At 68.7% G+C, this 21,980-nt stretch carries 28 protein-coding genes, 1 tRNA gene and 1 pseudogene; 22 read left to right on the forward strand and 8 right to left on the reverse strand.

Annotated features, from left to right (window positions below; all coding sequences use genetic code 11):
- Positions 1 to 2: 2 nt before the first annotated feature.
- Both ACWPMZ_RS15360 and ACWPMZ_RS15365 read left to right on the forward strand, forming a co-directional pair.
- A complete protein-coding gene (locus tag ACWPMZ_RS15360; protein WP_455704932.1) occupies positions 3 to 416 on the forward strand; it encodes an NADH:ubiquinone oxidoreductase subunit NDUFA12 in 414 nt (137 codons plus the stop codon).
- Between the two features lie 230 nt (positions 417 to 646).
- A pseudogene (locus ACWPMZ_RS15365) lies at positions 647 to 826 on the forward strand (DUF2155 domain-containing protein); the annotation flags it as partial.
- Positions 827 to 861: 35 nt separating this feature from the next.
- On the opposite strand, the gene aat reads toward ACWPMZ_RS15365, so the two are convergent.
- Positions 862 to 1,650, reverse strand: a complete 789-nt coding sequence (aat, locus tag ACWPMZ_RS15370) for a leucyl/phenylalanyl-tRNA--protein transferase (RefSeq protein WP_455704933.1) — start codon at positions 1,648 to 1,650, stop codon at positions 862 to 864.
- Between the two features lie 77 nt (positions 1,651 to 1,727).
- Here aat and ACWPMZ_RS15375 point away from each other — a divergent pair.
- Positions 1,728 to 1,803: transfer RNA gene (locus ACWPMZ_RS15375), tRNA-Trp, on the forward strand.
- A gap of 19 nt (positions 1,804 to 1,822) precedes the next feature.
- Here ACWPMZ_RS15375 and ACWPMZ_RS15380 read toward each other — a convergent pair.
- From ACWPMZ_RS15380 to ACWPMZ_RS15410, 7 genes are all read right to left on the reverse strand, one after another.
- A complete protein-coding gene (locus ACWPMZ_RS15380; RefSeq protein WP_455704934.1) occupies positions 1,823 to 2,917 on the reverse strand; it encodes a site-specific integrase in 1,095 nt (364 codons plus the stop codon).
- Positions 2,907 to 3,092, reverse strand: a complete 186-nt coding sequence (locus ACWPMZ_RS15385) for a hypothetical protein (RefSeq protein WP_455704935.1) — start codon at positions 3,090 to 3,092, stop codon at positions 2,907 to 2,909. Before ACWPMZ_RS15385 ends, ACWPMZ_RS15380 begins: the two co-directional genes overlap by 11 nt.
- On the reverse strand, positions 3,089 to 4,966 hold the full coding sequence (locus ACWPMZ_RS15390; protein ID WP_455704936.1) for a DNA cytosine methyltransferase: 1,878 nt from the start codon (positions 4,964 to 4,966) through the stop codon (positions 3,089 to 3,091). The genes ACWPMZ_RS15385 and ACWPMZ_RS15390 overlap by 4 nt, the downstream gene beginning before the upstream one ends.
- Positions 4,963 to 5,157: a hypothetical protein gene (locus ACWPMZ_RS15395; RefSeq protein ID WP_455704937.1), complete on the reverse strand. Its 195-nt coding sequence runs from the start codon at positions 5,155 to 5,157 to the stop codon at positions 4,963 to 4,965. The genes ACWPMZ_RS15390 and ACWPMZ_RS15395 overlap by 4 nt, the downstream gene beginning before the upstream one ends.
- Positions 5,158 to 5,230: 73 nt before the next feature.
- Positions 5,231 to 5,629: a hypothetical protein gene (locus ACWPMZ_RS15400; RefSeq protein WP_455704938.1), complete on the reverse strand. Its 399-nt coding sequence runs from the start codon at positions 5,627 to 5,629 to the stop codon at positions 5,231 to 5,233.
- A gap of 53 nt (positions 5,630 to 5,682) precedes the next feature.
- Positions 5,683 to 5,988 (reverse strand): hypothetical protein, encoded by a 306-nt coding sequence (locus tag ACWPMZ_RS15405; protein ID WP_455704939.1) that lies wholly within the window; start codon positions 5,986 to 5,988, stop codon positions 5,683 to 5,685.
- A 286-nt stretch (positions 5,989 to 6,274) separates the two neighbouring features.
- Positions 6,275 to 7,018 carry a S24 family peptidase gene (locus ACWPMZ_RS15410; protein ID WP_455704940.1) on the reverse strand — a complete coding sequence of 248 codons (744 nt, stop codon included), beginning with the start codon at positions 7,016 to 7,018 and terminating at the stop codon, positions 6,275 to 6,277.
- Positions 7,019 to 7,107: 89 nt separating this feature from the next.
- Here ACWPMZ_RS15410 and ACWPMZ_RS15415 point away from each other — a divergent pair, with 89 nt between their 5' ends.
- From ACWPMZ_RS15415 to ACWPMZ_RS15505, 19 genes are all read left to right on the forward strand, one after another.
- Positions 7,108 to 7,434: a hypothetical protein gene (locus ACWPMZ_RS15415; protein WP_455704941.1), complete on the forward strand. Its 327-nt coding sequence runs from the start codon at positions 7,108 to 7,110 to the stop codon at positions 7,432 to 7,434.
- On the forward strand, positions 7,431 to 7,769 hold the full coding sequence (locus tag ACWPMZ_RS15420; RefSeq protein WP_455704942.1) for a hypothetical protein: 339 nt from the start codon (positions 7,431 to 7,433) through the stop codon (positions 7,767 to 7,769). The genes ACWPMZ_RS15415 and ACWPMZ_RS15420 overlap by 4 nt, the downstream gene beginning before the upstream one ends.
- Positions 7,766 to 8,224, forward strand: coding sequence for a phage regulatory CII family protein (locus ACWPMZ_RS15425; RefSeq protein WP_455704943.1), 459 nt, complete (start codon positions 7,766 to 7,768; stop codon positions 8,222 to 8,224). The genes ACWPMZ_RS15420 and ACWPMZ_RS15425 overlap by 4 nt, the downstream gene beginning before the upstream one ends.
- Positions 8,224 to 8,805 (forward strand): hypothetical protein, encoded by a 582-nt coding sequence (locus ACWPMZ_RS15430; protein ID WP_455704944.1) that lies wholly within the window; start codon positions 8,224 to 8,226, stop codon positions 8,803 to 8,805. The genes ACWPMZ_RS15425 and ACWPMZ_RS15430 overlap by 1 nt, the downstream gene beginning before the upstream one ends.
- Complete coding sequence (gene dnaN, locus ACWPMZ_RS15435; protein WP_455704945.1) at positions 8,802 to 9,905, forward strand: DNA polymerase III subunit beta; 1,104 nt, start codon at positions 8,802 to 8,804, stop codon at positions 9,903 to 9,905. The genes ACWPMZ_RS15430 and dnaN overlap by 4 nt, the downstream gene beginning before the upstream one ends.
- Before the next feature lie 10 nt (positions 9,906 to 9,915).
- Positions 9,916 to 10,251: a hypothetical protein gene (locus ACWPMZ_RS15440; RefSeq protein WP_455704946.1), complete on the forward strand. Its 336-nt coding sequence runs from the start codon at positions 9,916 to 9,918 to the stop codon at positions 10,249 to 10,251.
- 3 nt (positions 10,252 to 10,254) lie between these two features.
- Complete coding sequence (locus ACWPMZ_RS15445; RefSeq protein ID WP_455704947.1) at positions 10,255 to 11,319, forward strand: DUF6551 family protein; 1,065 nt, start codon at positions 10,255 to 10,257, stop codon at positions 11,317 to 11,319.
- The gene (locus ACWPMZ_RS15450) at positions 11,319 to 12,086 is read left to right on the forward strand and encodes a GP88 family protein (RefSeq protein WP_455704948.1); all 768 of its coding nucleotides are present in this window, start codon (positions 11,319 to 11,321) and stop codon (positions 12,084 to 12,086) included. The genes ACWPMZ_RS15445 and ACWPMZ_RS15450 overlap by 1 nt, the downstream gene beginning before the upstream one ends.
- Positions 12,086 to 12,583, forward strand: a complete 498-nt coding sequence (locus ACWPMZ_RS15455) for a hypothetical protein (RefSeq protein ID WP_455704949.1) — start codon at positions 12,086 to 12,088, stop codon at positions 12,581 to 12,583. Before ACWPMZ_RS15450 ends, ACWPMZ_RS15455 begins: the two co-directional genes overlap by 1 nt.
- Entirely contained in the window at positions 12,580 to 13,161 is a 582-nt protein-coding gene (locus ACWPMZ_RS15460) for a hypothetical protein (RefSeq protein ID WP_455704950.1), read from the forward strand. Before ACWPMZ_RS15455 ends, ACWPMZ_RS15460 begins: the two co-directional genes overlap by 4 nt.
- A complete protein-coding gene (locus ACWPMZ_RS15465) occupies positions 13,158 to 13,730 on the forward strand; it encodes a hypothetical protein (RefSeq protein WP_455704951.1) in 573 nt (190 codons plus the stop codon). Before ACWPMZ_RS15460 ends, ACWPMZ_RS15465 begins: the two co-directional genes overlap by 4 nt.
- A 153-nt stretch (positions 13,731 to 13,883) precedes the next feature.
- Complete coding sequence (locus tag ACWPMZ_RS15470; protein ID WP_455704952.1) at positions 13,884 to 15,662, forward strand: DNA primase family protein; 1,779 nt, start codon at positions 13,884 to 13,886, stop codon at positions 15,660 to 15,662.
- On the forward strand, positions 15,659 to 16,159 hold the full coding sequence (locus ACWPMZ_RS15475) for a DUF1643 domain-containing protein (RefSeq protein ID WP_455704953.1): 501 nt from the start codon (positions 15,659 to 15,661) through the stop codon (positions 16,157 to 16,159). The genes ACWPMZ_RS15470 and ACWPMZ_RS15475 overlap by 4 nt, the downstream gene beginning before the upstream one ends.
- Positions 16,160 to 16,509: 350 nt before the next feature.
- A complete protein-coding gene (locus ACWPMZ_RS15480) occupies positions 16,510 to 17,097 on the forward strand; it encodes a hypothetical protein (protein ID WP_455704954.1) in 588 nt (195 codons plus the stop codon).
- A gap of 280 nt (positions 17,098 to 17,377) precedes the next feature.
- The gene (locus ACWPMZ_RS15485) at positions 17,378 to 17,698 is read left to right on the forward strand and encodes a hypothetical protein (RefSeq protein ID WP_455704955.1); all 321 of its coding nucleotides are present in this window, start codon (positions 17,378 to 17,380) and stop codon (positions 17,696 to 17,698) included.
- 75 nt (positions 17,699 to 17,773) lie between these two features.
- Positions 17,774 to 18,259, forward strand: a complete 486-nt coding sequence (locus ACWPMZ_RS15490) for a hypothetical protein (RefSeq protein WP_455704956.1) — start codon at positions 17,774 to 17,776, stop codon at positions 18,257 to 18,259.
- A gap of 3 nt (positions 18,260 to 18,262) precedes the next feature.
- Positions 18,263 to 19,999: a terminase large subunit gene (locus ACWPMZ_RS15495; protein ID WP_455704957.1), complete on the forward strand. Its 1,737-nt coding sequence runs from the start codon at positions 18,263 to 18,265 to the stop codon at positions 19,997 to 19,999.
- Complete coding sequence (locus tag ACWPMZ_RS15500; RefSeq protein WP_455704958.1) at positions 19,972 to 21,267, forward strand: phage portal protein; 1,296 nt, start codon at positions 19,972 to 19,974, stop codon at positions 21,265 to 21,267. The genes ACWPMZ_RS15495 and ACWPMZ_RS15500 overlap by 28 nt, the downstream gene beginning before the upstream one ends.
- Complete coding sequence (locus tag ACWPMZ_RS15505) at positions 21,264 to 21,965, forward strand: HK97 family phage prohead protease (RefSeq protein WP_455704959.1); 702 nt, start codon at positions 21,264 to 21,266, stop codon at positions 21,963 to 21,965. Before ACWPMZ_RS15500 ends, ACWPMZ_RS15505 begins: the two co-directional genes overlap by 4 nt.
- The last annotated feature ends 15 nt before the right edge of the window (positions 21,966 to 21,980 follow it).

Consider the following 21,980-nt stretch of genomic DNA (forward strand, 5'->3'; position numbering starts at 1 on the left):
CCATGGGCATTCTCGGCAAGATATTCACCTGGTGGGACGGTGCCACCATCGGCACTTCGATCTGGTCCTCGCTCAACGGCGAGCACGTCGGCACCGACGCGCAGGGCAACAAGTATTTCCGCGGAAAGAAGCTTGTAAAGGCCGGCCAGCCCTTCGCCGGGCGCGAGCGGCGCTGGGTTATCTACGCCGGCGCCAACGATGCCAGCAACGTGCCCAGCGAATGGCATGGCTGGCTGCACAACTCCTACGACGAGCTGCCCGAAAGCCATCTCGCGCCGTCGAAGATCTGGGAAGTCGACTACGAACCCAACGTCACCGGCACGGGCGCCGCCTATCGCCCGGCGGGTGCGCTCGAACGCGGGGGGCGCCGCGCCGCCGCAACGGGCGACTACGAAGCCTGGACGCCGGACGCCTGACCATGCGCGTGGCCGCGCCCGTTGCATTCGCGCTGGCGCTTGCCGCCTGCACGCAGGATGCGCCCGCACCCGAAGCGGTCGAGACCGAGTTGCCCGAAGAGCTCGCCTCTTCCGCGCCCGCACGGCCCGCCGCGTCCGCCGCCGAGCAGGACGGCGCCACGCCGATGAGCGAGCGGGTCGCGACGCTCGGCCTGCTCAACAAGCGCAACAACCTGTCGCAGGACATCGAGATGAAGCCCGGCGAATCGCGCCGGATCGGAAACGTCGTCCTCCGCCTGTCGGCCTGCGAAAAGGCCGCGCCGTGGGAAGACCCGGAAGAAGGCGCCTTCGTGCAGGTTCTGGTGCGCGAACGGGCCGATGCCAGTTCGGACCTCGAATGGCGCAGGGTCTTTTCCGGCTGGCTGTTCAAGAACGCGCCCGCCGTCAACGTGGTCGAGCACCCGATCTACGACGTCTGGGTCAAGAGCTGCGCGATGAGCTTCCCGGGCGAAGAAAGTCCCGCACCGGCGGCCTCCGGCACCAGCCGGGCGAACCCCTCGGGCAACGCGGCCGCACCGGCGCCCGCGCCTTCGCCCACGCCCGAGTCGCCGCCCTCGCCGGCTCCGACGCCCGACGCTCCCACGGCCTGATCCCACCTGATCCGCGGCGCCTGCGCCGCGCCCAGCAGCGTCAGGTAGCGGGCCTGGCTAATCTCGACCGCGCCCATGGAGGCGAGGTGCCCGGTCATGAACTGGCAGTCGAGCAAGCTCATCCCGGCCAGCTTCATTGCCGCCACCAGCCAGGCGAGCGCGACCTTGCTGGCGTTGGGCGCGCGGCTGAACATCGATTCGCCGCAGAATACTCCGCCGAACCCCACGCCGTAGAGGCCGCCGACCAGCTCGCTGCCGAGCCAGACCTCGATCGAATGGGCGTGCCCTTCGGCGTGGAGGGCGCGGTAGCTGGCTTCGATCCGGCGGCTGATCCAGGTCTCCGGGTGGTCCGGCCGCGGCTCCGCACAGGCGGCGATGACCTCGCCGAAATCTGCGTTGCAGGTCACGCGAAAACGCTCCTGCCGCAGGACCTTGGCCAGCGACCGGGAGCAGCGAAACCCCTCGAGCGGGAGAATCGCGCGGTGGCGCGGCTCGACGTAGAAGACTTCGGGATCGTCACGCCCGTCGGCCATCGGAAAGATGCCGCTGCGATAGGCCAGCAGCAGCGTTTCCGGGGGAATTATCGGCAGGGCGGGGGCGTGCATTGCGGCAATCTATCATAGCGGCGCCTTAACCGCCTTGCCAATTTGCCGGACGCGCCCTAGACGCGCGCACCGGCTGCAGGGGTGTAGCTCAGCTGGTAGAGCATCGGTCTCCAAAACCGAGGGCCACGGGTTCGAATCCTGTCACCCCTGCCATTCCCTCTCGTAAATCTGGCTAACTTTCGCGGTCTGTTCCGGGAGGGTTAGCCAAATCGAACTTCGCGGTGACCTTGTCGAGCGCCTCGTCGGCGAGCTGCTGGCGGTTGGCGGCGGCGCGGTAATGGGTGAAAGTCTCGGACTTTTTCTGCCCTGTCACGCTCATGCCCTCGGCGTCGGTGCCGCCGGATTCGGCGACCCGTCTGCTGGTCGCCTTCCTGAGGCCGTGGAGCGTGCAGTGGGGCAGCCCGGCGCTGTCGCACCATTCTCGCATCTTGTTGCCCAGGCCCGGCACCGAGAAGGGCCTGCCGAAGCTCGTCACCACCAGCGCCAGCGTCGACTTGACCGGCAGCGCCTCGTAGGCCGCGCGGGTCGCCGGCAGCATTCGCACACTCGCCTCGTTGCCGTTCTTCGCGTGGTCGACCACGATGCGGCCGTTTCTGATATCCGCCGGCGCGAGCCTGGCGATGTTGCAGCGCCGGCCGCTGGTGTTGAGCGCGAGCTCGAGCACGAAGCGTGCCATGGTGCCCAGCTGATGCGCCGCGCGGAACTGCGCGATCTCCTCTTCGGACCAGGTGTGGAAGCCCTTACTCTTCGGCGGAGTCGCGATGTCCGCCAGGGCGACGGGGTTCGTTTCGACCAGGCCCAGCTTAATCGCGTAGCGGAACATGGGCAGCAGCTCGTCGCGCAGGTTCTTCGCCGCGTGCGGGCCGCCGCGCTTGCGGCCGCTCTCGACCCGCGGCACGGCGACCTCGGCCAGATAGCGCTCGATGTGGTCGAAGCGGAAGTCGGCGACGAGGCCCTTCCGGAACTTCGCCACGAACGGCGCGAGGATCCGCTGCGCATCGAGCAGCCGGGCCGGGCCCTTGTTGCCGGCGAAGGCTGGGCTGGCGATCCACTTGGCGGCGAGCTCGCCCACCGTGCCGGGGGCCTCGCGCTCGGCGGGATTGCGGCGGCCGGCGAGCGCGGCGGCCAGTTCGGCCTTACCCTCGGCGCTGTTGGGATGGGCGCGGAAGCTGTGGCTCTGGCCCTTCGAGCGGTAGCGGTAGCGGCGCTTGCCGTGCCGGTCGACGAAGCTGGTGACGTTCTTCGGCAGACGCTCTTTACGTGTCATCCTCGAGGATTCCATCGATCGTGTTGGCGCGCGGCGGCGTGGCCGCTTCGGGGGAATATACCTCGATCGTGCCATCTGGCGAGACCCGCACCGTTCCCACGCTCATTCCGCCCGCGAGGCACCCCTTGATGGCGCGGGCGACGTCGGCCTGGTTGAAGCGGGCGCGGGCTGTCATGCCGTCTTCCGGGCCGCCTTCTCGATCTGCAGCTCGGCGGCGTTGGCGACGACGAGGGCGCGGGCGAGGGGCGGGCAGACGCTGTTGCCGCACTTGGCGACCTGGGCTGTCTTGGTGATCGGGCGGCCTTCGGCATCGCGGTCGATGATGTAGTCGGGCGGGAAGCCCTGCGCGGCGAAGAGCTCGCGCGGGGTGAGCATGCGCATGCCGATGTCGACGATGACGTATTCCTCGCCTTCGATCGTGACGGCGACGAGGCCGAAACGGTCCTGCACGGTGACGGTGCCGATCGGGCCGTCGAGGCCATGGCCGTCCTGCTCGTTTCCGTAATACTTGATCAGGAAGGCGCGGACCTCGGCCATGTGGGTGCCGCCCGCGCTGACGGTGTGGAGCGGCTCCTCGACCGGCTGACCGTGCGCGCAAGTGCCGCGCAGCTTGACCAGGTTGCTGGTGACCAGGCGCTGGGTGCAGCCCTTGCCGACGATCGTCGACAGCGGCGCATCGGAGGCGCGGCCTGCGAGCGGCTTCTCGCCTGCGGGGCTGCCGTTGGCCTGCTCGATGTGGGCCACGACGACGCTGTGCTTGGCGTTGCCCTCGACTGTCTGGATCGGCTCGCCGGCACCGGTCGGCGCATTGCCGCTGGCGAATTTCTGCATGAAGGCTGTGACGGCGGCATGCTTCGTGCCCCCTGCGACAACTGTGCCGAGCGGCTTCTCCGCGTCCATCGCGCGGGGCGCCTGGCCCTGCCGCTCGCCGTTGCCGATGTGGACCAGGTGCGCGGCGGCGATGGTGTTGTGGTCGCCGTCGCTGCTGGTGACCGTGTGCAGCGGATCCTCGGCCGAGCGGTTGCGGCCGCCCTGCTGGGCGTAGCTGGCGAAAGGCGCGAGCAGCGCGTCGACACGGCCGAGGGGCGCACTACCGCCGGGGCGCTTGACGAAGCTGTTGGCGGTGACCGTGTGGAGCGGCTCGTCGACAGCATGCCCGGTCGCGCCGCTGCGGAACTTGGTGACGTGGGGGACGACGAGGTTGAAGGCGTTGCCCTGCGTCGTCGCGGTTTGCACCGGCTCGTCGGTCCCTGTCGGCCGGTTGTTGAAGCGCATCGGCACGATGAACGGCTGCGGGTTGTTGACCAGGAACTTCATGATGCCGTGGGCGATGCGGCGCAGGGTCTTCTCGGCGAGCGGCTTCTTGCGCTCGAAAATGCTGGGGCAGGGAATCGACCAGTCGATGATCTCGGCCGCGGTGCGCCAGGGCAGGCGCTTGCCGGACAGGACCTCGGGGCTGCCGGGCTTGCCGTGGGTCGGCTCGGGCCAGACGATCGGGTTGCCGTCGCACCGGGCGATCATGAAGAAGCGCTTGCGGATCGTGGGCGCGCCGTAATCGCAGGCGCGTAGCTCGCGGAACTGCAGCTTGTAGCCGGTCTTGCGCAGCTCGCGGCACCACTTGTCGAAAGTCTCGCCGGCACGTTCCTTGATTGGCTTGCCCTCCGCGCAGAGCGGGCCCCAGGTGCGGAATTCCTCGACGTTCTCGAGGAGGATCAGCGCGGGGCGGACCCGCTGCGCCCACAGGACGACGACCCAGGCGAGATCGCGGATCGACTTCTCGCGCGGCTTGCCGCCCTTGGCCTTGCTGAAGTGCTTGCAGTCGGGACTGAACCAGGCGAGCTCGACCGGTTGTCCGCCGGTGACGACGCGCGGGTCGACCTGCCAGATGTTGTTGCGGATGTGCCGGGTGCCGGGGTGGTTCACCTCGTGCATCCGGATCGCCTGCTCGTCGTGGTTGATGGCGATGTCGACGGCGCGGCCGAGCGCCTGCTCGATCCCGGTCGAGGCACCGCCGCCACCGGCGAAGTTGTCGACGATCAGGCCCGTCACCGCAGGATCCCACAGGAGACCAGCGCCCAGGCGGCAATGGTAATGCAGGCGCCGGTCAGGCCGAGGATTGCAAAGCGCCAGATGCGCACGCGGGAGCGCTGGCGGTCCCAGAACTCGTCGGGCTCACGCTGCAGCCATTCGGGGAAGTAGCGGCCGTCGTCGTCGTGCGGGGTCATAGGAAGGGATTCCAACCGAGGTGGTGGATCGCCTCGCACAGGGCGAAGGTCATCGCGGGGCCGCCGAGCGCGAGGATCAGCGCGCGGATCATGCCGCGCGTTCCAGCTTGCGCGGGGCATAGCCGGGGCAGCCGAAGTGGATGGCCAGCACCACCAGATCGGAGGTCGAAGCGGGCGCCGCGCTCGCGGCGAGGGGAAGGGCGTCGAGCGCGGCGTCCCGCGCCGTGGCCAGCGCGGCCACGACCTGGGGAAGGGGGCAGAGATCGTCGGCGACGAGCGCGCGGGCCTCGGCGTCGCTGCAGCCTGCCTGGCGGTAGTCTTCGTAGCAGGCCGGCGCGTCGGGGCTGACGGCCGCGAGATCGGCGCCGGCACGGATCGCCAGCGCTGCCCACGGGCGCAGGCGCGCCTCGTGCTCGGCCTTGGTGGCGCAGCCTTGTGGGCGGCGCTGCCGGCGCAGGTCGAGCTGGCGCAGGGCAATGGTCGCCACGGGAATCTTCGGTAGCGCGCTACCGCCTGCGGCTACTTGAGCGCAGGGGAGGGTCATGCCCGGCCTGCCGTGCCGGGTGTACGGCGGCGGGGGGCGCGGCGGCGCGCCTTGCGGCCGGCGTGGGCGGCGAGGTCGGGGGTGGCGTAGAGGTCGCGTTCCTCGACTTCGGTGTTGCCACTGGCGTCGCGCACCGGGTCGAAGCGGATGCCGCGGCGCTCGAACAGCTTGACCATGCAGGTTGGCGGGTTGGTGTCGCGGTTGCGGCGCAGGACCTGGGCGCGCTGCGCGGTGCCGCGCAAAAAGCCGAAGCTGCCCACCTGCGGCAGCTCCACGGGCAGTTCGGGATTGGACTTGAGCATGCGGGAATCTCCGTCACGTGTCCGCCACCGTGTAGGTGGAGGAAATATCCGCTGTCAAGCGGCAATGACGGAAATATCCGTTAGAATCGTCTGCGGGCGCGCACGGTCGCTTCACTGCGGACGAAGGCCTGTGGGATGCACTGGCCTACGACGAAAAGGTCAACATCCTTCGCGGCATCAGCAGCGCGACGTGGAAGACCGATCTGCCAGCGGGAGACGAGGTCGCTAGCGTGTTCGGCCACCGCAACAACGGGCGGCTGCTCTCGCTCTGCGCGTCAGGCGCCTTCTAAAAGAGGAAGTCGGTCTGCCGCATGATACGGTGGATCCGCGCGACGCGGGACTTCGGCACCGTGAAGGCGAGCCGGGGATTGAACTGCTCGAGGTGATAGACGTCGCCGGTAGTGCGCAGGAGGCGCTTGACCAGGACGCTGGTGACCTCCTTGCCGCCGTTCTCACGCAGCTGCACGACAACGTAATCGCCTGAGCGAACCGGGCGGCCGGGATCGACGATGCCGATCTCGCCGGCTTCGAAGCGTGGTTCCATGCTCTCGCCGTGGAAGTAGATCGCATATATGTCGCGCGCGCCGGCGAGGGCCGGAGGGCGGGCGATCAGGCGGACATGATAGTCGGGGTCGAAGGTCGAGCGTTCGATCGCGACCATCTCGCCGCCTTCGGCGCTCAGCTCGATGTCCGCGCAGTCGCCTGTCCCGACGAGCGGGATCCCCGGAAGGTCGGGCGAAGATCCGCGCCAGTCGAGCCGGGCGTCGCCCAGGCTCACCTCGCTCCGGACCTGGTCGGGACTGTCGGTCGCGCCCGTCAGATATTCGGTCGTCGTGCCCAGTTCGGCGGCGAGACGTGCGAGCCGCGCGGCGCTGGGTGAGCCGCCGCGACCGTTCAGCAGTTGCGAGACGTAGGAGTGGTTCGCGTCGATCGCCAGGCTGAGCGCGCGCGGTGACAGGCCGCGCCGATCGAGCAGCGCCTGCAGGCGTTCGCGCATGATTTCGTCGGTGGATTGTTCGGTGTCGGACACTGGCGGATATTTCCACAATTCGGCGGTTTGTGGAATGAAGGACATTTCCGCTTGACAGGTAGCGGATATATCCTCCATTTCCGCCGCCGATGTCACCGCAACCATCCCTGACCGAACGCCTCAAGTCCTGCGCGGACCTGTGGGCGGCGGCGCACGAATCGACCACCGCCCGCCTCGGCCGCGTCGTGGTCAACGACACCAGCTTTTTCAGCGGGCTCGATGCCCGGGTGAAGGGGCCGAGCATCGATACGCTCGAAAAGTTCGCGCGGTATCTGGCTGAGCCAGCCAACTGGCCCGACGGGCAGGTCCCGGACGATGCAGTGCAGTTTGCTCATGTGTGCGGTGTTAGCGCCGGGGCCGGTGTGGCGTCTGCGGGAAAGGCGGGCGACAGTTCCCCCGATGCGGTGGCCGCGTGATGTTCGCGTTTGGCGACGATGTCTGGCCCGGTGTCGCGAAGCTCGTCGAAGAGTGCGGCGAAGTTCAGCAGGTCGCCGGTAAGCTCATGATGCGGCACGGCGATCGGTGTCACTGGTCCGGCGACCTGCGGCAGATGATGCTCGAGGAGGTGGCTGACCTACGCGCGGCTGCACTGTTCGTGACTGCGGCGTGCTTCACACCCGACGAACAGCGAGAGATCGAGCGGCGAATAGTCCTCAAATCCCAGCTCTTCCACGGGTGGCACCGCAACCCGGACGACGATCCGCCTCTCCCGGTCAACCATCGAACCGTTCTGGAAGGCGTATCGAAATGATCGCTGGCCGCATCAAGCAGGCGGTGCGCAAGGCGATCGGCCTGTGCGGCGGGATCGAGGGCGCGGCGGCGACGGTCGAGAAGTCGAACAGCCACGTCGGGCGCTGGAACGCTTTGAATGAGCCGGACCTGCCGACGCTGGGCGATGCGCTGGCGCTCGACGAGATCGCCGTGGCGCAGGGCAAGGTGCCGGCGATCTTGTCCAAGTACGCGGCCGAGCTGGGCCACGTCGCGCTGCTGCTGCCGCGCCCGGGCCATGGCAGCGACGCGGTGACGCTGGCGCTGATCGAGGCGAGCGCCGAGTTCGGCGACGTGGCCGCCGAAGTGCGCGACGCGCTGGCCGACGGCGAGATCGGCGGTCGGGAGCCCGAGGCGATCGTCGAGCAGATCGACGAGGCGGTCGCCAAGCTGATGCGGCTGCGGGGCATCCTCTCTCCCGCGGTGAAAGCGGCCTGATGCCTGCCGCGATCGCCCAGGCCGAAACGTTCTTCCTCGAGCTGGCAGCCGCCAGCCCCGAAGCCGAGGTGCGCGCGTGGTTCGAGAGCGCGGCGGCGGGCGGCAGCGCGGTCTATGCGACCGGATTGACCCTGCCGCGCGAGGAGGCGGGTGTGCGCTATGTCGCCGGCCTAGTCGCCGCGGGCAAGGCGCGCACGCACCAGCGAAGGCATCCGCAGGACGGACGCAGGCTGCAGTTCCTCGTCGTCAAGCGCGGGGCGGACGACGACGGACCGCTCCCGGCGAGCGATCCGGTCGGTGGCTGCGACCCGCAGACCCGCGCCGAAGCCGACGCGCTGCTGGACATGCTGCGCGAGTGTGCCGAGCATGGCCTGCCGTGTCCGAGCCTGTCGGCGATCGCCGACGCGCTCCACCTTCGGAAAGGTGAAGGAGGGCGCCAGCGCTCGCGCCACCTGCTGGCCGTGCTGGAGGCGCAAGGCGCCATCGCCAGCGAGAGCCGCGGCCGGAACGCGCCGCGCGTGGTGACGATCCTGGCCGAGGGCCGGGCGTCCGGACAATCAACCTTGGGAGAAAAGCAATGAGCGGGACCGGAGTGACGGTCGCGGCGAAGGCGCTGGCCGACGCGATGAAGCATGCGGCCGCGGTGGTCGAAGGGCGCAACACGATCCCGATCCTGGCGAACGTGCGTCTCGTGGCCGACGGCGCCACGCTTTCGTTGACGACGTCTAATCTGGACGTCGAGTTTACGCGGGACCTGGCGCTGACCGCGCCGGCAGTCCTCGAGACGACGGTCGACGCGCGCAAACTGGCGCTGCTCGCAGGAGCGGCGGAAAAGGGCGCGCAGATTTCGCTGAGGGACGAAGAGGGAAAGCGCCTGATCGTCACCACCGGGCGAAGCCGCTGGGTCCTGCCCTCGCTTCCGATCACCGACTTCCCGATGATTTCGCCCGGCGATCTCCCGGCGCAGGTCTCGGTCGGCGGGTCGGTGCTGGCAGCCGGCTTGCGGCGCGTCCTGCCCTTCGTCGGCGTCGAAGAACATCGTCCGTATCTGCACGGGCCTTTGCTGAACCCCGAAGGCGGGCAGGTTCGCCTCGCTTCGACCAACGGCAATTGCCTGATGGCCGCGCCGGTCGCCGTGGCATGGCCGGACGGAGCGCCGGAGGTCATCCTTGGGCCCAAGTGGTGCCGTATCGCGGAGGCCCTGGCCGGGGAGGCCGACGGCGAGGTCACACTGGAGTGGGGCGAACGAATTGCGCGGCTGACCAGCGGCGGCGTCGTCCTGACGGGCAAGGTGCTGAGCGGCCAGTTCCCCGATTACCGCCGGGTCATTCCGCCGGAGGGTGACCGCGTGGTTTGCGAGCCCGCGCTGCTGTCTGCCGCGGCGAAGCGCGTGTCGCTGGTAGCCAACGAGAAGACGCGGGCGGTGAAGGTCGACCGCGCCCAGGGAAAGCTGACCCTCTCGGTCACGAGCCCCGAGGGAGGCACCGCCAGCGAGGAGCTGCCCGCGGACTGCGGCGCGGGCCATGCGGCCGGATTTAACGCCGCCTTTCTCGACACGATGCTGGCCGCGATCGGCGGCGACACGATCGAGATCCACCACGCCGATCCCGGAGCACCCGCCCTGTTCCGCCGCGCGGTGAGCGACGGTGCCGTCGGCGTCGTCATGCCGATGCGGGTTTGAGGAGGCACCGATGGCAAAGATGCTCACGACCACTTGTCCGCATTGCGAGAAAGCAACTTCGCACCAGCAGAGCGACGTCGAGGGTCTCGACGAGCTGATCGAAGACGAACGGGCCGATGCGAAGTCCGAGGCGCTCGAGGAGCAGGACGACGATTATGTCGACGTCTCGCAGCTTCGCAGCACGTATTCCGGCCGCCGATACCTGCGCGAGCTGGCGGCTGCCATTCGCTCCGGCCGGACGGACGAAGCGGAATACCTTCTTGATCGCGTGGCCGAGGAAATTGGCGGCAATGCGGCCGACGAGGTGCAGCTGGGGCGGTTCAGCCCTCAGGCGCGGGCGGCCTGACCGATGGCACGCGCGGCAACTTCCCGCCTCAAGGTCAATCCGCCGCTGGGGCGAATGCCGGTGCTGCAGTTCATGCAGCCGAGCGAACTGTCGGTCGACGCCAGCTACCAGCGCAGCACCGAGGGGCGCGCGAGCGAGGCGCTGATCCGGCGCATCGCGCAGTACTGGAACTGGGACCTGTGCCTGCCGCTGGTCGTATCGCGGCGGCCGGACGGCGCCTTGATGGTGATCGACGGGCAGCACCGCCTGCAGGCCGCGAGGCTGCGCAGCGACATTTCGCAGCTGCCGTGCATGGTCAAGGAATACGCCAGCGCGGCCGACGAGGCGGCGAGCTTCGTCCACCTCAACCAGGAGCGCAAGCCGCTGTCGGGGCTCGACCTGTTCAAGGCGGCGCTGGCGAGCGAGGACCCGACGGCCAGCGCGGTGATGGCCGCGATCGCCGCGGCCGGCCTGTCGCTCGCGCCGCACGAGAACTACGCCAGCTGGAAGCCCGGCATGGTGAGCAACATCGGCGGGATCCAGAACGCCTGGCGCAAGCAGGGCGAACGGGTGACGCGCGAGGCGCTGCAGGCGTTGGGCACTGCGTTCGCGGGCGAAGTGCTGCGCTATGCCGGGACGATATTCCCCGGCCTGGTCGCGGTCTGCACCGAAGAGTGCCGGTCGGGCGAGTTCGACGCCGGGCGCTTCGCCAGGTTCACCGCGAAGCTGGGTGCGCGGGGGCAGGACCGGCTGCGGCGCGATATCGTGGCGCTGTGCGCCGCCCGGCCCGATCTCGGCCGCACGGCGGCGGCGATCAAGGTCGTCACCGTCCTGCACTGGCCCGAACGGGCCGCTGCGCGGGCGCCCGTCCCCAACCCGATCACGCCAGCCACGACCCGTGCGCCGGTGGCCCGGACATCGCTGGACAAAAGCCGCTTCACTCGAAAGGCGAGCGAAGACGCCTCCGCACCGGTCACGGCCTGGTGCGATCAGTGCGAGATGCGAGTGACGCTGGGCCAGGCCGAGGGCTGCAAGAGCCGGTTCTGCAGCCTGCGGCCGAGCAAAGGTCGCGTGGCGGAGCCGGCGTGATGGCGAGCCGCGTTTCCAGCGCCACCTCCATGCTGCGCCGGCATGGTTCCATCGCGCCAAGCGGGCGCGGGGTCGTGCTGCCGGTGTTCCACCCCGCCGCTCGCGGTGGCCGGTCGCTGTTCCCTTCGCGCGTGTTCGCGCCTGACGAGGTCGGCCGCGTGCTCAAGAGCGGGCACCAGAGCCGCAAGATCGGCGCCTTCGTGACGAAGGGGCCGCGCAAGGGTTGGCCGATCTACACGCTGACGCTGGAGGAGCGCGCCACCTGCCCGCGCAGCTGCACCGAGTGGCTGCATTGCTACGGGAACAACATGCAGGCGGCCGAGCGGATCGAAGCCACCGGCCAAATGGAGGGAGTGACGGGCACCGCGCTGATCGGCGAGGTTCGGGCGCTCGCCGAGCGCCATCCGGGCGGGTTCGTAGTGCGGTTACACGTGCTGGGCGATTTCCCGTCCGAGAGATACGTGGCTTTGTGGCGCATGCTGCTGGACGAAGTCCCGGCCCTGCACCTGTTCGGTTTCACGGCGCATCCGCCGACGAGCCCGATCGGGCGTGCGGTGGCGCTGCTGGCGGCCGACTTCGGATGGAGCCGGGCGGCGTTCCGCTTCTCGGGCCAACCGCATGAGGCGCGAGCCGCGCGTGTCGTCGCCGCAGGCGATCCGGTGCAGGACGGGGTGCTCTGTCCGGCGCAGACCGGAGCGACCGACTGCTGCGGGACATGCGGGCTGTGCTGGCAATCCGAACGCTCGATCGTGTTCCGGAGGCATTGATGGCGGCCCCGGCCTATCTCCACGACGGCAGCTGGGAACCGACGCCCGAGCAGCGCGAGCTGGTCGAGCGGGCTTTCGAGGCGTTCGGCTTCTTTCATGCCGTCAAGGCCTCGAAGGGGCGGCGGAAGGAGGTCTCGTGCGCGCGGCATGCTGCCTGCTGGGTTCTTCGCGCCCGGTATGGCGACGCGGTTACGCTGCCGATGATCGCGGCCATGGTCGGCCGCCGGGACCATTCGACGGCGCACAACTCGTTGCTCCGCGCAGACCTGCTGAGGAAGCAGAATCCCCATTTCCGCGCGGTGACCGATGCTCTTCTGGCCGGATTGCCGGTGTCCCCCGCGGCGCAGCGGAGGGTGCGGTTTCTGATGCCGCCGCGCCGGGTGCGAGCGAGGAACGACTTCGGCCAGGAGGACCATGACGGGGCGCGGCGAGCCGCCTGCAGCGATCTGTTCCTGACCGCGCTGCGCAAGGCCCATCCGGAGAGGTTTGCGGCGTGAGCGACGAGCGGGAGACCCTCGCCGAGGAATTCGCGCGGTTGACCTGCGCGCTGCCGTTCGCGGCGGTGCGCAGCCTGATCGACATGGGCGTGCCTGCGGCGACCGTGGGGGCGCTGACCGGCGCGGGAATGCTGGCGCTGGCCGACGTCGACCTGAGCCGGGACGGCAGCCGGTTCGCCCTGGGCGGGCCGGTGCGGCGCCTGCTGCTGGGCATCCCCGGGAGTAACGGCGAGCTGATCGACGTGGCGGCGCTGTCCTCGAGCGACGAGAACGTCTGGGCGCTGGCGACGGGGCTGGCCTGCCTGCTGGGCGAGGAGCAGCTCGAGCACGCGGTCGCGGCCGATCGGCGCGAGCTGCGGCTGCACCCGACGCCGTTCGCCTGGCTGCGCGCCGGGATGGAAGGCGTGGCGGTGCTGGAATGGGGTCCGACGGCCGTGAGCGCGCTGCGCTGCCTGCGGCCGTTCCAGACGATCGTCTGCGATCCCGGCGCGGGCCCGGTGCTGGAAAAGATGCTGGCGCGCGGCGGCATGCCGCTGGTGGCCGAGGATCGGCGCGGGCCGATCAGGAGGGCGGCGTGACGGCAATTGCAGCAGTGGTGGCAGGAGGGCTCGTCTACATGGGCGGCGATAGCGCTGCCGTGGAGCAGTCCCACTACCTGGACCTGACAGCTACCCCGAAGGTGTTCGCGGTGGGACCCATGGTCATCGGCTACACTTCCAGCTTCAGAATGGGCCATGCGCTGCAACACAGGCTGACCCTGCCGGCCGGTTTGCCCGAAGTAGGCGACCTGACCGCCTTGGACAGGTGGATGGCCGTCGATTTCGTCGACGCGGTGCGCCAGGTCATGCGCGACGTCGGCTACATGAAAAAAGAGAGCGAACGTGAGCAGGGCGGCATATTCCTGTGCGGCGTTCAGGGCCAACTCTATCAGTTCGACGACGATTTCCACGCGCGGCGGCAAACGGTCCCTTACGCAGCGGCGGGGTCGGGACTTTCGGCTTGTCTTGGGGCGCTCTGGCTCGCCCATCGTCGCGGGTTGTTCGAAAACCCGGCGGAAATCGTGAAGGACGCGCTCGCCGCGGCGGAGGCCTGCATTGCCACTGTGCGGGGGCCGTTTCACGTCGTCGTCGGCGGCAATTCGAGTTAGACCATGACCACCCGCAATCCCTTCTCGGCCGGCGCGCCCGGCAGCGGCAGCCCGCGCCCGGCGTCGGGAAATGGCGATTTATCCGCCTCGGATGGCTCCGGCCCACAAGATGTGGGGGGCGGGAGCGCTGCGGGGCATCAGGGCAGCGGCCGGTTGAAAGTCGCGCCGGATCCCGAGCGGGACCTGACGTGCGCCCGCCTGCCGCTGACCGACATGGGCAATGCCGAGCGCTGGCGGGTGCGGTTCGGCGGCGATTTCCGCTTCTGCCCCGAGTTGGGCTGGTTCGCCTGGGACCAGCGCCGCTGGAAGCTGCTGAGCGAGGAAAAGGACCAGGTGCCCGCCGCGGTGACCTGGTCGATCGCGCGCACGGTGCGGGCGATCCGCAACGAGGCATCTTTGGTCGCCGCCAGCGGGTTCGAGCCGATGCTGGGCCTGTCCGACCGCGAGGCGGCCGAGGTGGAGCGCTGGAGCGAGGCGCACGGCACGGCCAACCGGCAGGCCTACCTGCAGGGGCTGGCGCGCGACCTGCCCGAGCTGGAGGACGAGGTCGCCGCGTGGATCGCCGCGCTCGACCCGCTGGACCAGCTGCTCGACCTCAAGAAGGGCAAGCTGTGGAGCGGCTACATCGAGGCGCACGCGAAGAAGAGCGAGAGCGCCGGATCGGTCGCGGCGATCGTGAAGTGGATCAAGGGCTTTCCCGACATCGTGGTGCGGCCCGATCAGTTCGACGCCGACCGCATGGCGATCAACGTGCTGAACGGGACGCTGCGGATCGAGCGGAACAAGGTCAAACGCTCCAGCGAGGAAGTCGCGGCGGGCAAGTCCGTCTGGAAGGTCGACGGGTGGCGGATCAGGCGGCACCCGCACGACCGGGCCGACCTGATCACAAAGCTGGCGCCGGTGAAGTTCACGCCGGCGGCGCAGTGCCCGGCCTATGACGCGTTCATCGCCCGGGTGCAGCCCGACGAGACGATGCGCCGCTTCATCCATCAGTGGGGCGGGCTCAGCCTGACCGGAGACATCGGTGAGCAGAAGCTGGCGTTCTTCTATGGCGGCGGGTCGAACGGCAAAGGCACTTGGGTGGAGGCGGTGGCTCACCTGGCGGGCGACTATGCCGGGTCGATCCCGATCGAGAGCTTCCTCGAGAACGGGACCAAGCGGCGCGGCGACCAGGCGACGCCCGACATCGCGCGCCTGCCGGGCGTGCGCTTCCTGCGGGTGTCCGAGCCGGAAAAGGGCGCGGCGCTGAACGAAGGCCTGATCAAGATGGTCACCGGCGGCGACCCGGTGGACGCGCGGCACCTGAACAAGGGCTTCTTCACCTTCCTGCCCAGCTTCAAGATGACGATCAGCGGCAACCACAAGCCCAAGGTGAAGGACACCAGCGACGGCATCTGGCGGCGCATGCAGCTGGTGCCCTGGGCGGTAAACATCCCGGCCGAGGAACGCGACCGCACGCTGGGCGACAAGCTGCAGGCCGAGGCCAGCGGGATCCTGAACCGGCTGATCGAGGGGCTGCTCGACTGGCGCGAACACGGGCTGATCGAGCCCGACGAGGTGCGCATGGCGACCCGCGCCTATCGCGATGCTTCCGACGAGCTGGGCCGCTTCCTGAGCGCGCTGTGCGAGGTGGGCGAGGACCCGCTGGCGTGCCGGGTGAGGTCGAGCGAGCTGTTTGATTACTACACCGCCTGGTGCGAGGCCGCCGGCGGGAGCTTCTGGAAGGCCAAGGGCTTCGTCGCGGCGATGGAGGACAAGGGTTTCGAACGGAAGACGAGCAACGGCGTGTGGTGGCTGCGGGTGCAGCTGCGACCGGAGCTATCCATCGAGGATGTGAAGCGCGGCGTGTGGCCCGAGGGTGGGAGCGGCGCGGCCGAATGGCCGGACGACGGGACCGATCCGGCGCCCGACGACGAGGTGCCGGGGTGGTGAGCGCCGCGGTCCTGTCGCCCTGTGGGCGTTATCGGCTGCGGCTCGATCGCTCGATCGGCGGCTTGTTCGGCAGCGGCCCGACGGTCGCACTTATTGGTGTGAACCCCTCAACCGCCGACGCGACGGAGAATGACGCGACGATCAGAAAAAACATGGGCTTTGCCTCTCGCCTTGGCTGGTCGAGGATCATCAAAGCGAACAAGTTCGCCTGGCGCGCCACAGACGTTCGCGAGCTGGCTACGGTCTTCGACCCGATCGGACCGATGAACGACCAGCATCTCTTCGAGATATTCGCCGAGGCGGACATCCTCGTGCCCTGCTGGGGCCCGCTGGCCAAGCTCCCGCCGCACCTGCGCGGCCGCTGGCTGGAGGTTGCGCAGATCATGCTGGAGTCCGGCAAGCCAATAATGTGCTTCGGCACCGCCAACGATGGCCAGCCCCGCCACACGTTGATGCTGCCCTACACTACTCCACTGTCGCCGTGGAGGATCCCTTGAAGCGCGGACTTCCGCCATTTCCGCCGCCGTTACAGGGGCGTTACTCCCTTCCACCCTCCATGAGGCGGAAGCGGTGATTCTCGAACGATGGAAGGGACGAAAGGCTCGGGTTTCCGGGCACTTGGCGTGTTTTTGGAAGGGTGGAAGGCAAATCCGGGGTCCTGCCATGCGCGAGGCGAAGCGGGAATTGTCATGCGGGACTTACCCCGTTTTGCCTTCCACCCTTCCATCTGTCTCTTCCAGAGGGTTGGAGAATGAGAGGTATCTCTATGAGTAATCAGGATAAAGAGGGTGAAACGGGTAGCTGGCCCGTCCCTTCCATCGGTGCGCAAGCGGGGGTTCCGCGCAAAATGGCCGTGGAAGGGAGTGCCCCGCGCAGGATCGACCAGGCCGAGGAAGCGCTGATCGCGTGCCATGGGCTGTGGCGGCGCTCGCCGGGGCAGGGGAAGTGGCCGTTCGCGGGCGATGGTCCGTGGCACCTGATCCAGGGCGAGGTCGGCGACTTCGCCGGCGACTTCTCCGAGACGCTGATCGAGACCGAGGCGGGCAAGCAGCTGCAGGTGCGCAAGCTCGACACGCCGGCGCCGCGCGTGCCGCTCGATCGGGGCGAGGTGGCGGAGCGCGACCGGGTGACGGCGTGGCTGGGGCTGGTGGGCGAGGCCGAGCGGCGGCTCGTGTGGACCGCGACGGGTCGGCTCGCGGCGGGCGAGGGGCGCGTGCCGTGGGGCAAGCTGGTGCGGTGGCACAAGCTGGGCGTGGGGCCCGATGCGGCCGCCCGGCGCTATCGCCTGGCGCTGGCGCGGATCGTTTGTGCGCTGAATGGCTGGCCGGAGCGACGGGCCAAGGCCATGCTGGCGCGCGAGGGGCTGGCTGAAGGTGCCGCTGCGGGGACGCGCGAGGTGCTGTTCGGCGGGGAGATGCGGCGGATCGGCGGATAAGTTGTCGTGGCTCGCCGCGAAACTCCAGCGTTTCCGCGCTGTGGGCGTGTCAACCTGTGGAATGGATTCCACAGCAAATATTCCGTTCGGTTTCCACAGCAGTCCGGGCCTATCCCAGCGATAGCCTTGGCGCTGGCGTGCGGCTCCACCGCGACCCGGAGACGCCACGCACTCTCCTTCGGAGCAGCGCCATCGGCTCCCGGCCTTCGGGCCTCCTCTCCCAAGAGGGCAGCGTCTCGCTCCGGTTTCGATCGGGGCGGGCGCTGCTACGGAGACTGACGTGGGACGGTTGACCGCGCTGCCCGGGCGGCTCTCGCGCCTGCCCTCGCGGGTGGCGGCGATGCCCAAGGTGGCCGAGCCGTTCTACACCTCGCGGACGTGGCGGGCGCTGCGGGCCGAGCGGATGCTCGACGCGGACTACTTCGCGGCGCTCAGGCGGGCGAAGGCGGATGGGTCGAACGGGCGGGTGATCCTCGACCACAAGGTCGAGCGCAAGGACGGGGGCGCGGACCTCGACCCGGCGAACACGCAGTGGCTCACACATGCCGAGCACCAGGCGAAGACGGCGAAGGCCAAGGCCGCGCGGGCTCGCGGGGGCTGAGGGCGGGGGGGAGGTCGAAAGTTCACAGGGCTGCGGCGCGGGAAACCACCGCCCCCCTCATTCGGAGATTTTTTCTTGTCGGACGGGATTTCGGAGGACGCGCCGGGCCTGTTCGGGTGGGTGCCCAAACCGCCGCGCGGGCAGGGCCGGCCGGGGTTCGAATGGACCCGCGAAAAGTCCAATCGCCTCATGGTGTTATTCGCCTGCGGCTATACGCAGAAGACGGCCGCGCCGGTGATCGGCTGCGACGTGAAGACGCTGCGCAAGGTTTATTCCCGCGAATGCGCCGAGCAGTCGAGGGCGGCCCTCGTCGTCCGGTCGGGCATGATGGCCAAGCTGGTGGCCGAGGCCGAGGACGGCAGCGTGGCCGCGATCAAGCAGCTCGAGCAGATGATGGAGCGCGAGCAGGCGCGGGTCTTCGGCGAGCGGGTCAAGCAACGTCACACCGAGCCGGCCAGGTCGGCGACCAAGGGCAAGAAGGAAGAGCAGCAGGAAGCGGCGACGAAGGTCGAGGGCCGGTACGGCACCCGGCCTCCGCCGCCCGGCCTCCAGCTCAACTAGGAGATGAAGAAGCCTACCTGGTCGACGGCGTGCCTCGACTGGCGCGAGCGGATCGTCGCGGGCGATAGCTTGGTGCCGATCGCGCCGCTGTTCCCGGCCAAGGCCGACGAAGCGCTGGCGGTGTTCTGCAGCCTGCAGGTCACCGACCTGCCTCAGAAGACCGACGGCTCATGGCCGACGCTGGGCGACATCGTCGACCAGGACATCCTCGACCTGGTCGCGGCGATCTTCGGCGCAGAGGACCCGGACTCGGGACGACGGCTGATCCGGGAGTTCATGCTCCTGATCAGCAAGAAGAACGGCAAGTCGACGATCGCCGCCGGCATCATGCTGACGGCGCTGATCATCAACTGGCGACACAACGCCGAGCTGCTGATCCTCGCCCCGACCCTGGAAGTGGCGAACAACAGCTTCGGCCCCGCGGTCGGCATGGTCCGCGCGGATCCCGAGCTGGCCGCGCTGCTGCATGTGGTCGAGCACCACCGGCTGATCCGGCACCGGGTGACCAAGGCCGAGCTCAAGGTGGTGGCCGCCGACAGCGACACCTCGGCCGGCAAGAAAGCCGGCATGGTGCTGGTCGAGGAGCTCTGGCTGTTCGGCAAGAAGCCGAAGAGCGCGGCGATGCTGCGCGAGGCGACGGGCGGCACCTCGACGCGCGAAGAGGCGTTCGTGCTTTACGTCTCGACGCACAGCGACGAACCGCCCGCTGGCGTGTTCAAGTCGAAGCTCGCCTACTTCCGCGACGTGCGGGACGGGGTGATCGACGATCCGACCAGCCTGGGGGTGCTCTACGAGTGGCCCGAGGATCTGCTCGAGGCCGAGGCGTATCTCGACCCGGAGATGTTCCACGTCACCAACCCGCACATCGGGAAGGCGGTGACGCGCGAATGGCTCCAGAGCGAGCTGCGCAAGGAGCAGTCGGGCGATGGCGGCGAAGGCCTGCAGGTCTTCCTCGCCAAGCACCTGAACGTCGAGATCGGCCTGCGGCTGCGGCGCGACCGCTGGGCCGCGGCGGACTTCTGGCTGGACGCGGCCGAACCCGGGCTGACGCTCGACCAGCTGCTGATGCGCTGCGAGGTCGCGGTGGTCGGCATCGACGGCGGCGGGAGGGACGACCTGTACGGCCTGGCCGTGGCGGGGCGCGAGCGCGGCACCAGCGTCTGGCTGACCTGGGCGCATGCCTGGGCGCTCGACCTGGTGAAGGAACGGCGCAAGGATGTCGCGACGCAGCTGATCGGCTTCGAAGCCGACGGCGATCTGACGTTCGTCGAGACCGGCAGCGAGCTGGTCCGCGACGTGGCGAGCATCGCGGTGAAGGTGAAGGATTCAGGCCTGTTCCCCGACATCGGCGCGATCGGCGTCGACAGCTGGGGAATGGGCACATTGCTCGACGCGCTCGTCGAGGCGGGGCTGTTCCCGTACGACGACAAGACCGGCAAGGGGCACATCGCCCCGGTGCGGCAGGGCGTGGGCCTGACCGGCACGATCAAGACAGTCGAATTCAAGCTGGGCGACGGCATGCTGCGGCATGACGGCTCGAACCTGATGGCCTGGTGCGTCTCGAACGCACGGGCCGAGCTAAGGGGCAGCAACTTGTACATCAGCAAGCAGCTGGCCGGCGCCGGCAAGATCGATCCTCTGATCGCGTTGCTCAACGCGGTGCAGCTGCTGGAGGGTGGGCCCGTGGCCGCCGGCAGCGTCTCGACCGATGAATGGATCGCGGGGCTGCGAGCGGCATGAAGTGGTGGAAGGGGCTTCTTGGCCTCGAACGGGACGGCGCGAAGGCGACGTCGCTCGAAGCGCTTACCCGCTGGGGCGGGGCGAGCGTTAGCGACCGCGACAACTTCACGACCAACCGGGTCACCCTGGCCGAGTACAACGATGCCTACGCCGGCGCGGGCAACGCGGTCGGGCTGTCGGCGACCTACGCTTGCACGAACCTGATCGCCGGCAGCGCGGCGAGCCTCTCGTGCGCGGTGATGCGTCCTGACGGAAACGGGGTGCGGCAGGAAGCGCGGGACCATCCGCTGCACCAGATCGTGTCGATGGATCCGAACTTCGACCAGACCGACTTTGATTTCTGGGAGTTCGTGTTCGCCTGCGTCGAGCTGCAGGGGAACGCCTACGCCGAGATTGTCCGCAACGGCGCGGGCAGCGTCGCTGCGCTGCTCCCGGTGCGGCCCGATACCATGCGCACCGCGCGGGTGGCGGGGGGTGAGATCGAGTACCGATGGGTCGACGATGGTGTGCGCAAGGTGCGGCGCCAGTCGGAAATGTTTCATGTCCGCGGCTTCGGCGGAGGGCCGCTAAGCGGCTTGTCGACGCTGTCGGTGTGCCGCCTTGCCTTTGGCGGCGCGCTGGCGGCGGAGCGCGCGGCGGCCAATATGTTCGCCAACGGGGCGCGGCCGAGCGGCGTGCTGTCGATGCCCGGCGGCGAGAAGCTGACCGCTGAGCAGCGCGCCGAAGTCGAGACGCTGCTGCAGGAAAAGTTCGTCGGGTCGATCAACGCGGGGCGGCCGATGCTGCTCGACAATGGGCTGACCTGGCAGGCGCTGTCGATCAACCCCGAGGACGCGCAGATGCTCGAAAGCCGCAAGTTCAGCGGCGAGGAGATCTGCCGCATCTTCGGGGTGCCGCCGGCAATGGTCGGCTACGGCGACAAGTCGTCGAACTGGGGCACGGGCAAAGAGGTCGACGTGCTCGGCTTCCTGAAGTTCACGCTGCGCAAGCGGCTCAAGAGGGTCGAGAAGTCGGCGACGAAGCAACTGCTCACGCGGCAGGAGCGCCAGTCTGGCCTGGCCGTGAAGTTCAACCTGGAGGACCTGCTGCGCGGCGACAGCGCGGGGCGGGCCGCCTTCTATCAGATCATGGTGCGCCTGGGCGTGATGACCCGCAACGAGGCGCGCCGGCTCGAAAACCTGCCGCCGATCCCGGGTGGGGACGAGGCATTCGTGCAGATGCAAGACGTGCCGCTGAGCACGGCGCTGGCTGAGGAAAAACCGGCATGAAGACGAAGCAAGGTGTCGCGGTGCTCGAGCTCAAGGCGCTCGAGCAGACCGGCGAGTTCAGCGGCTACGGCAGCGTGTTCGGCAACGTCGACAGCTACAAGGAAGTGGTCATGCCGGGCGCGTTCAAGCGCAGCCTGGCGGAACACCGCCGCAACAAGACCCGCCCGAAGATGTTCTGGCAGCACGATCCCTATTCGCCGATCGGCAGCTGGACCGAGTGTGCCGAGGACGATCACGGCCTGCTGGTCACCGGCAAGCTGAACATGGACGTGCAGAAGGGCGCCGAAGCCTACGCCCTGCTGAAGGCCGGCGACATCGACGGGCTGAGCATCGGCTACCGCGTGGTCAAGTCGGCGGACGACGAGGAAGCCGGCATCGTCCAGCTCAAGGAATTGAACCTGATCGAGGTCTCGGTCGTGTCGCTCGCGGCGAACGACCAGGCCACCGTGGGTGCCGTGAAGGCGGCCGAACTTGAGGATTCGCTTGCGCGCCTCGCCGCCGGGGACCGGCTGCAGCCGCGCGAGATGGAAGAGCTGTTCAAGGAATACCTCGGCTTTTCCAACAGCGAGGCGGAGCGCGCGGTGCGCTGCTGCCTGGCTGACGCGCAGGGGGGCCCTGCCGAAAGCGACCCGGAGATCGACTTCTGGACCGCGCTTGCCACCGCTGACGTCGTGGATTTGACCGGCGAGCCCGACTGAGCCGCCGCCAACGAA

Source organism: Tsuneonella sp. HG222, from assembly GCF_053819185.1.

Bases quoted from the DNA above. Each gene is read 5' to 3' on its own strand.
- ACWPMZ_RS15360 (WP_455704932.1), top strand. From the start codon at position 3: ATGGGCATTCTCGGCAAGATATTCACCTGGTGGGACGGTGCCACCATC.
- ACWPMZ_RS15505 (WP_455704959.1), top strand. From the start codon at position 21,264: ATGAAGACGAAGCAAGGTGTCGCGGTGCTCGAGCTCAAGGCGCTCGAG.
- ACWPMZ_RS15405 (WP_455704939.1), bottom strand. From the start codon at position 5,988: ATGCTCAAGTCCAATCCCGAACTGCCCGTGGAGCTGCCGCAGGTGGGC.
- ACWPMZ_RS15480 (WP_455704954.1), top strand. From the start codon at position 16,510: ATGGCCGTGGAAGGGAGTGCCCCGCGCAGGATCGACCAGGCCGAGGAA.
- ACWPMZ_RS15455 (WP_455704949.1), top strand. From the start codon at position 12,086: ATGGCGGCCCCGGCCTATCTCCACGACGGCAGCTGGGAACCGACGCCC.
- ACWPMZ_RS15425 (WP_455704943.1), top strand. From the start codon at position 7,766: ATGATCGCTGGCCGCATCAAGCAGGCGGTGCGCAAGGCGATCGGCCTG.
- ACWPMZ_RS15445 (WP_455704947.1), top strand. From the start codon at position 10,255: ATGGCACGCGCGGCAACTTCCCGCCTCAAGGTCAATCCGCCGCTGGGG.
- ACWPMZ_RS15450 (WP_455704948.1), top strand. From the start codon at position 11,319: ATGGCGAGCCGCGTTTCCAGCGCCACCTCCATGCTGCGCCGGCATGGT.
- ACWPMZ_RS15430 (WP_455704944.1), top strand. From the start codon at position 8,224: ATGCCTGCCGCGATCGCCCAGGCCGAAACGTTCTTCCTCGAGCTGGCA.
- dnaN (WP_455704945.1), top strand. From the start codon at position 8,802: ATGAGCGGGACCGGAGTGACGGTCGCGGCGAAGGCGCTGGCCGACGCG.
- ACWPMZ_RS15415 (WP_455704941.1), top strand. From the start codon at position 7,108: ATGTCACCGCAACCATCCCTGACCGAACGCCTCAAGTCCTGCGCGGAC.
- ACWPMZ_RS15440 (WP_455704946.1), top strand. From the start codon at position 9,916: ATGGCAAAGATGCTCACGACCACTTGTCCGCATTGCGAGAAAGCAACT.
- ACWPMZ_RS15380 (WP_455704934.1), bottom strand. From the start codon at position 2,917: ATGACACGTAAAGAGCGTCTGCCGAAGAACGTCACCAGCTTCGTCGAC.
- ACWPMZ_RS15500 (WP_455704958.1), top strand. From the start codon at position 19,972: ATGGATCGCGGGGCTGCGAGCGGCATGAAGTGGTGGAAGGGGCTTCTT.
- ACWPMZ_RS15495 (WP_455704957.1), top strand. From the start codon at position 18,263: ATGAAGAAGCCTACCTGGTCGACGGCGTGCCTCGACTGGCGCGAGCGG.
- ACWPMZ_RS15385 (WP_455704935.1), bottom strand. From the start codon at position 3,092: ATGACAGCCCGCGCCCGCTTCAACCAGGCCGACGTCGCCCGCGCCATC.
- aat (WP_455704933.1), bottom strand. From the start codon at position 1,650: ATGCACGCCCCCGCCCTGCCGATAATTCCCCCGGAAACGCTGCTGCTG.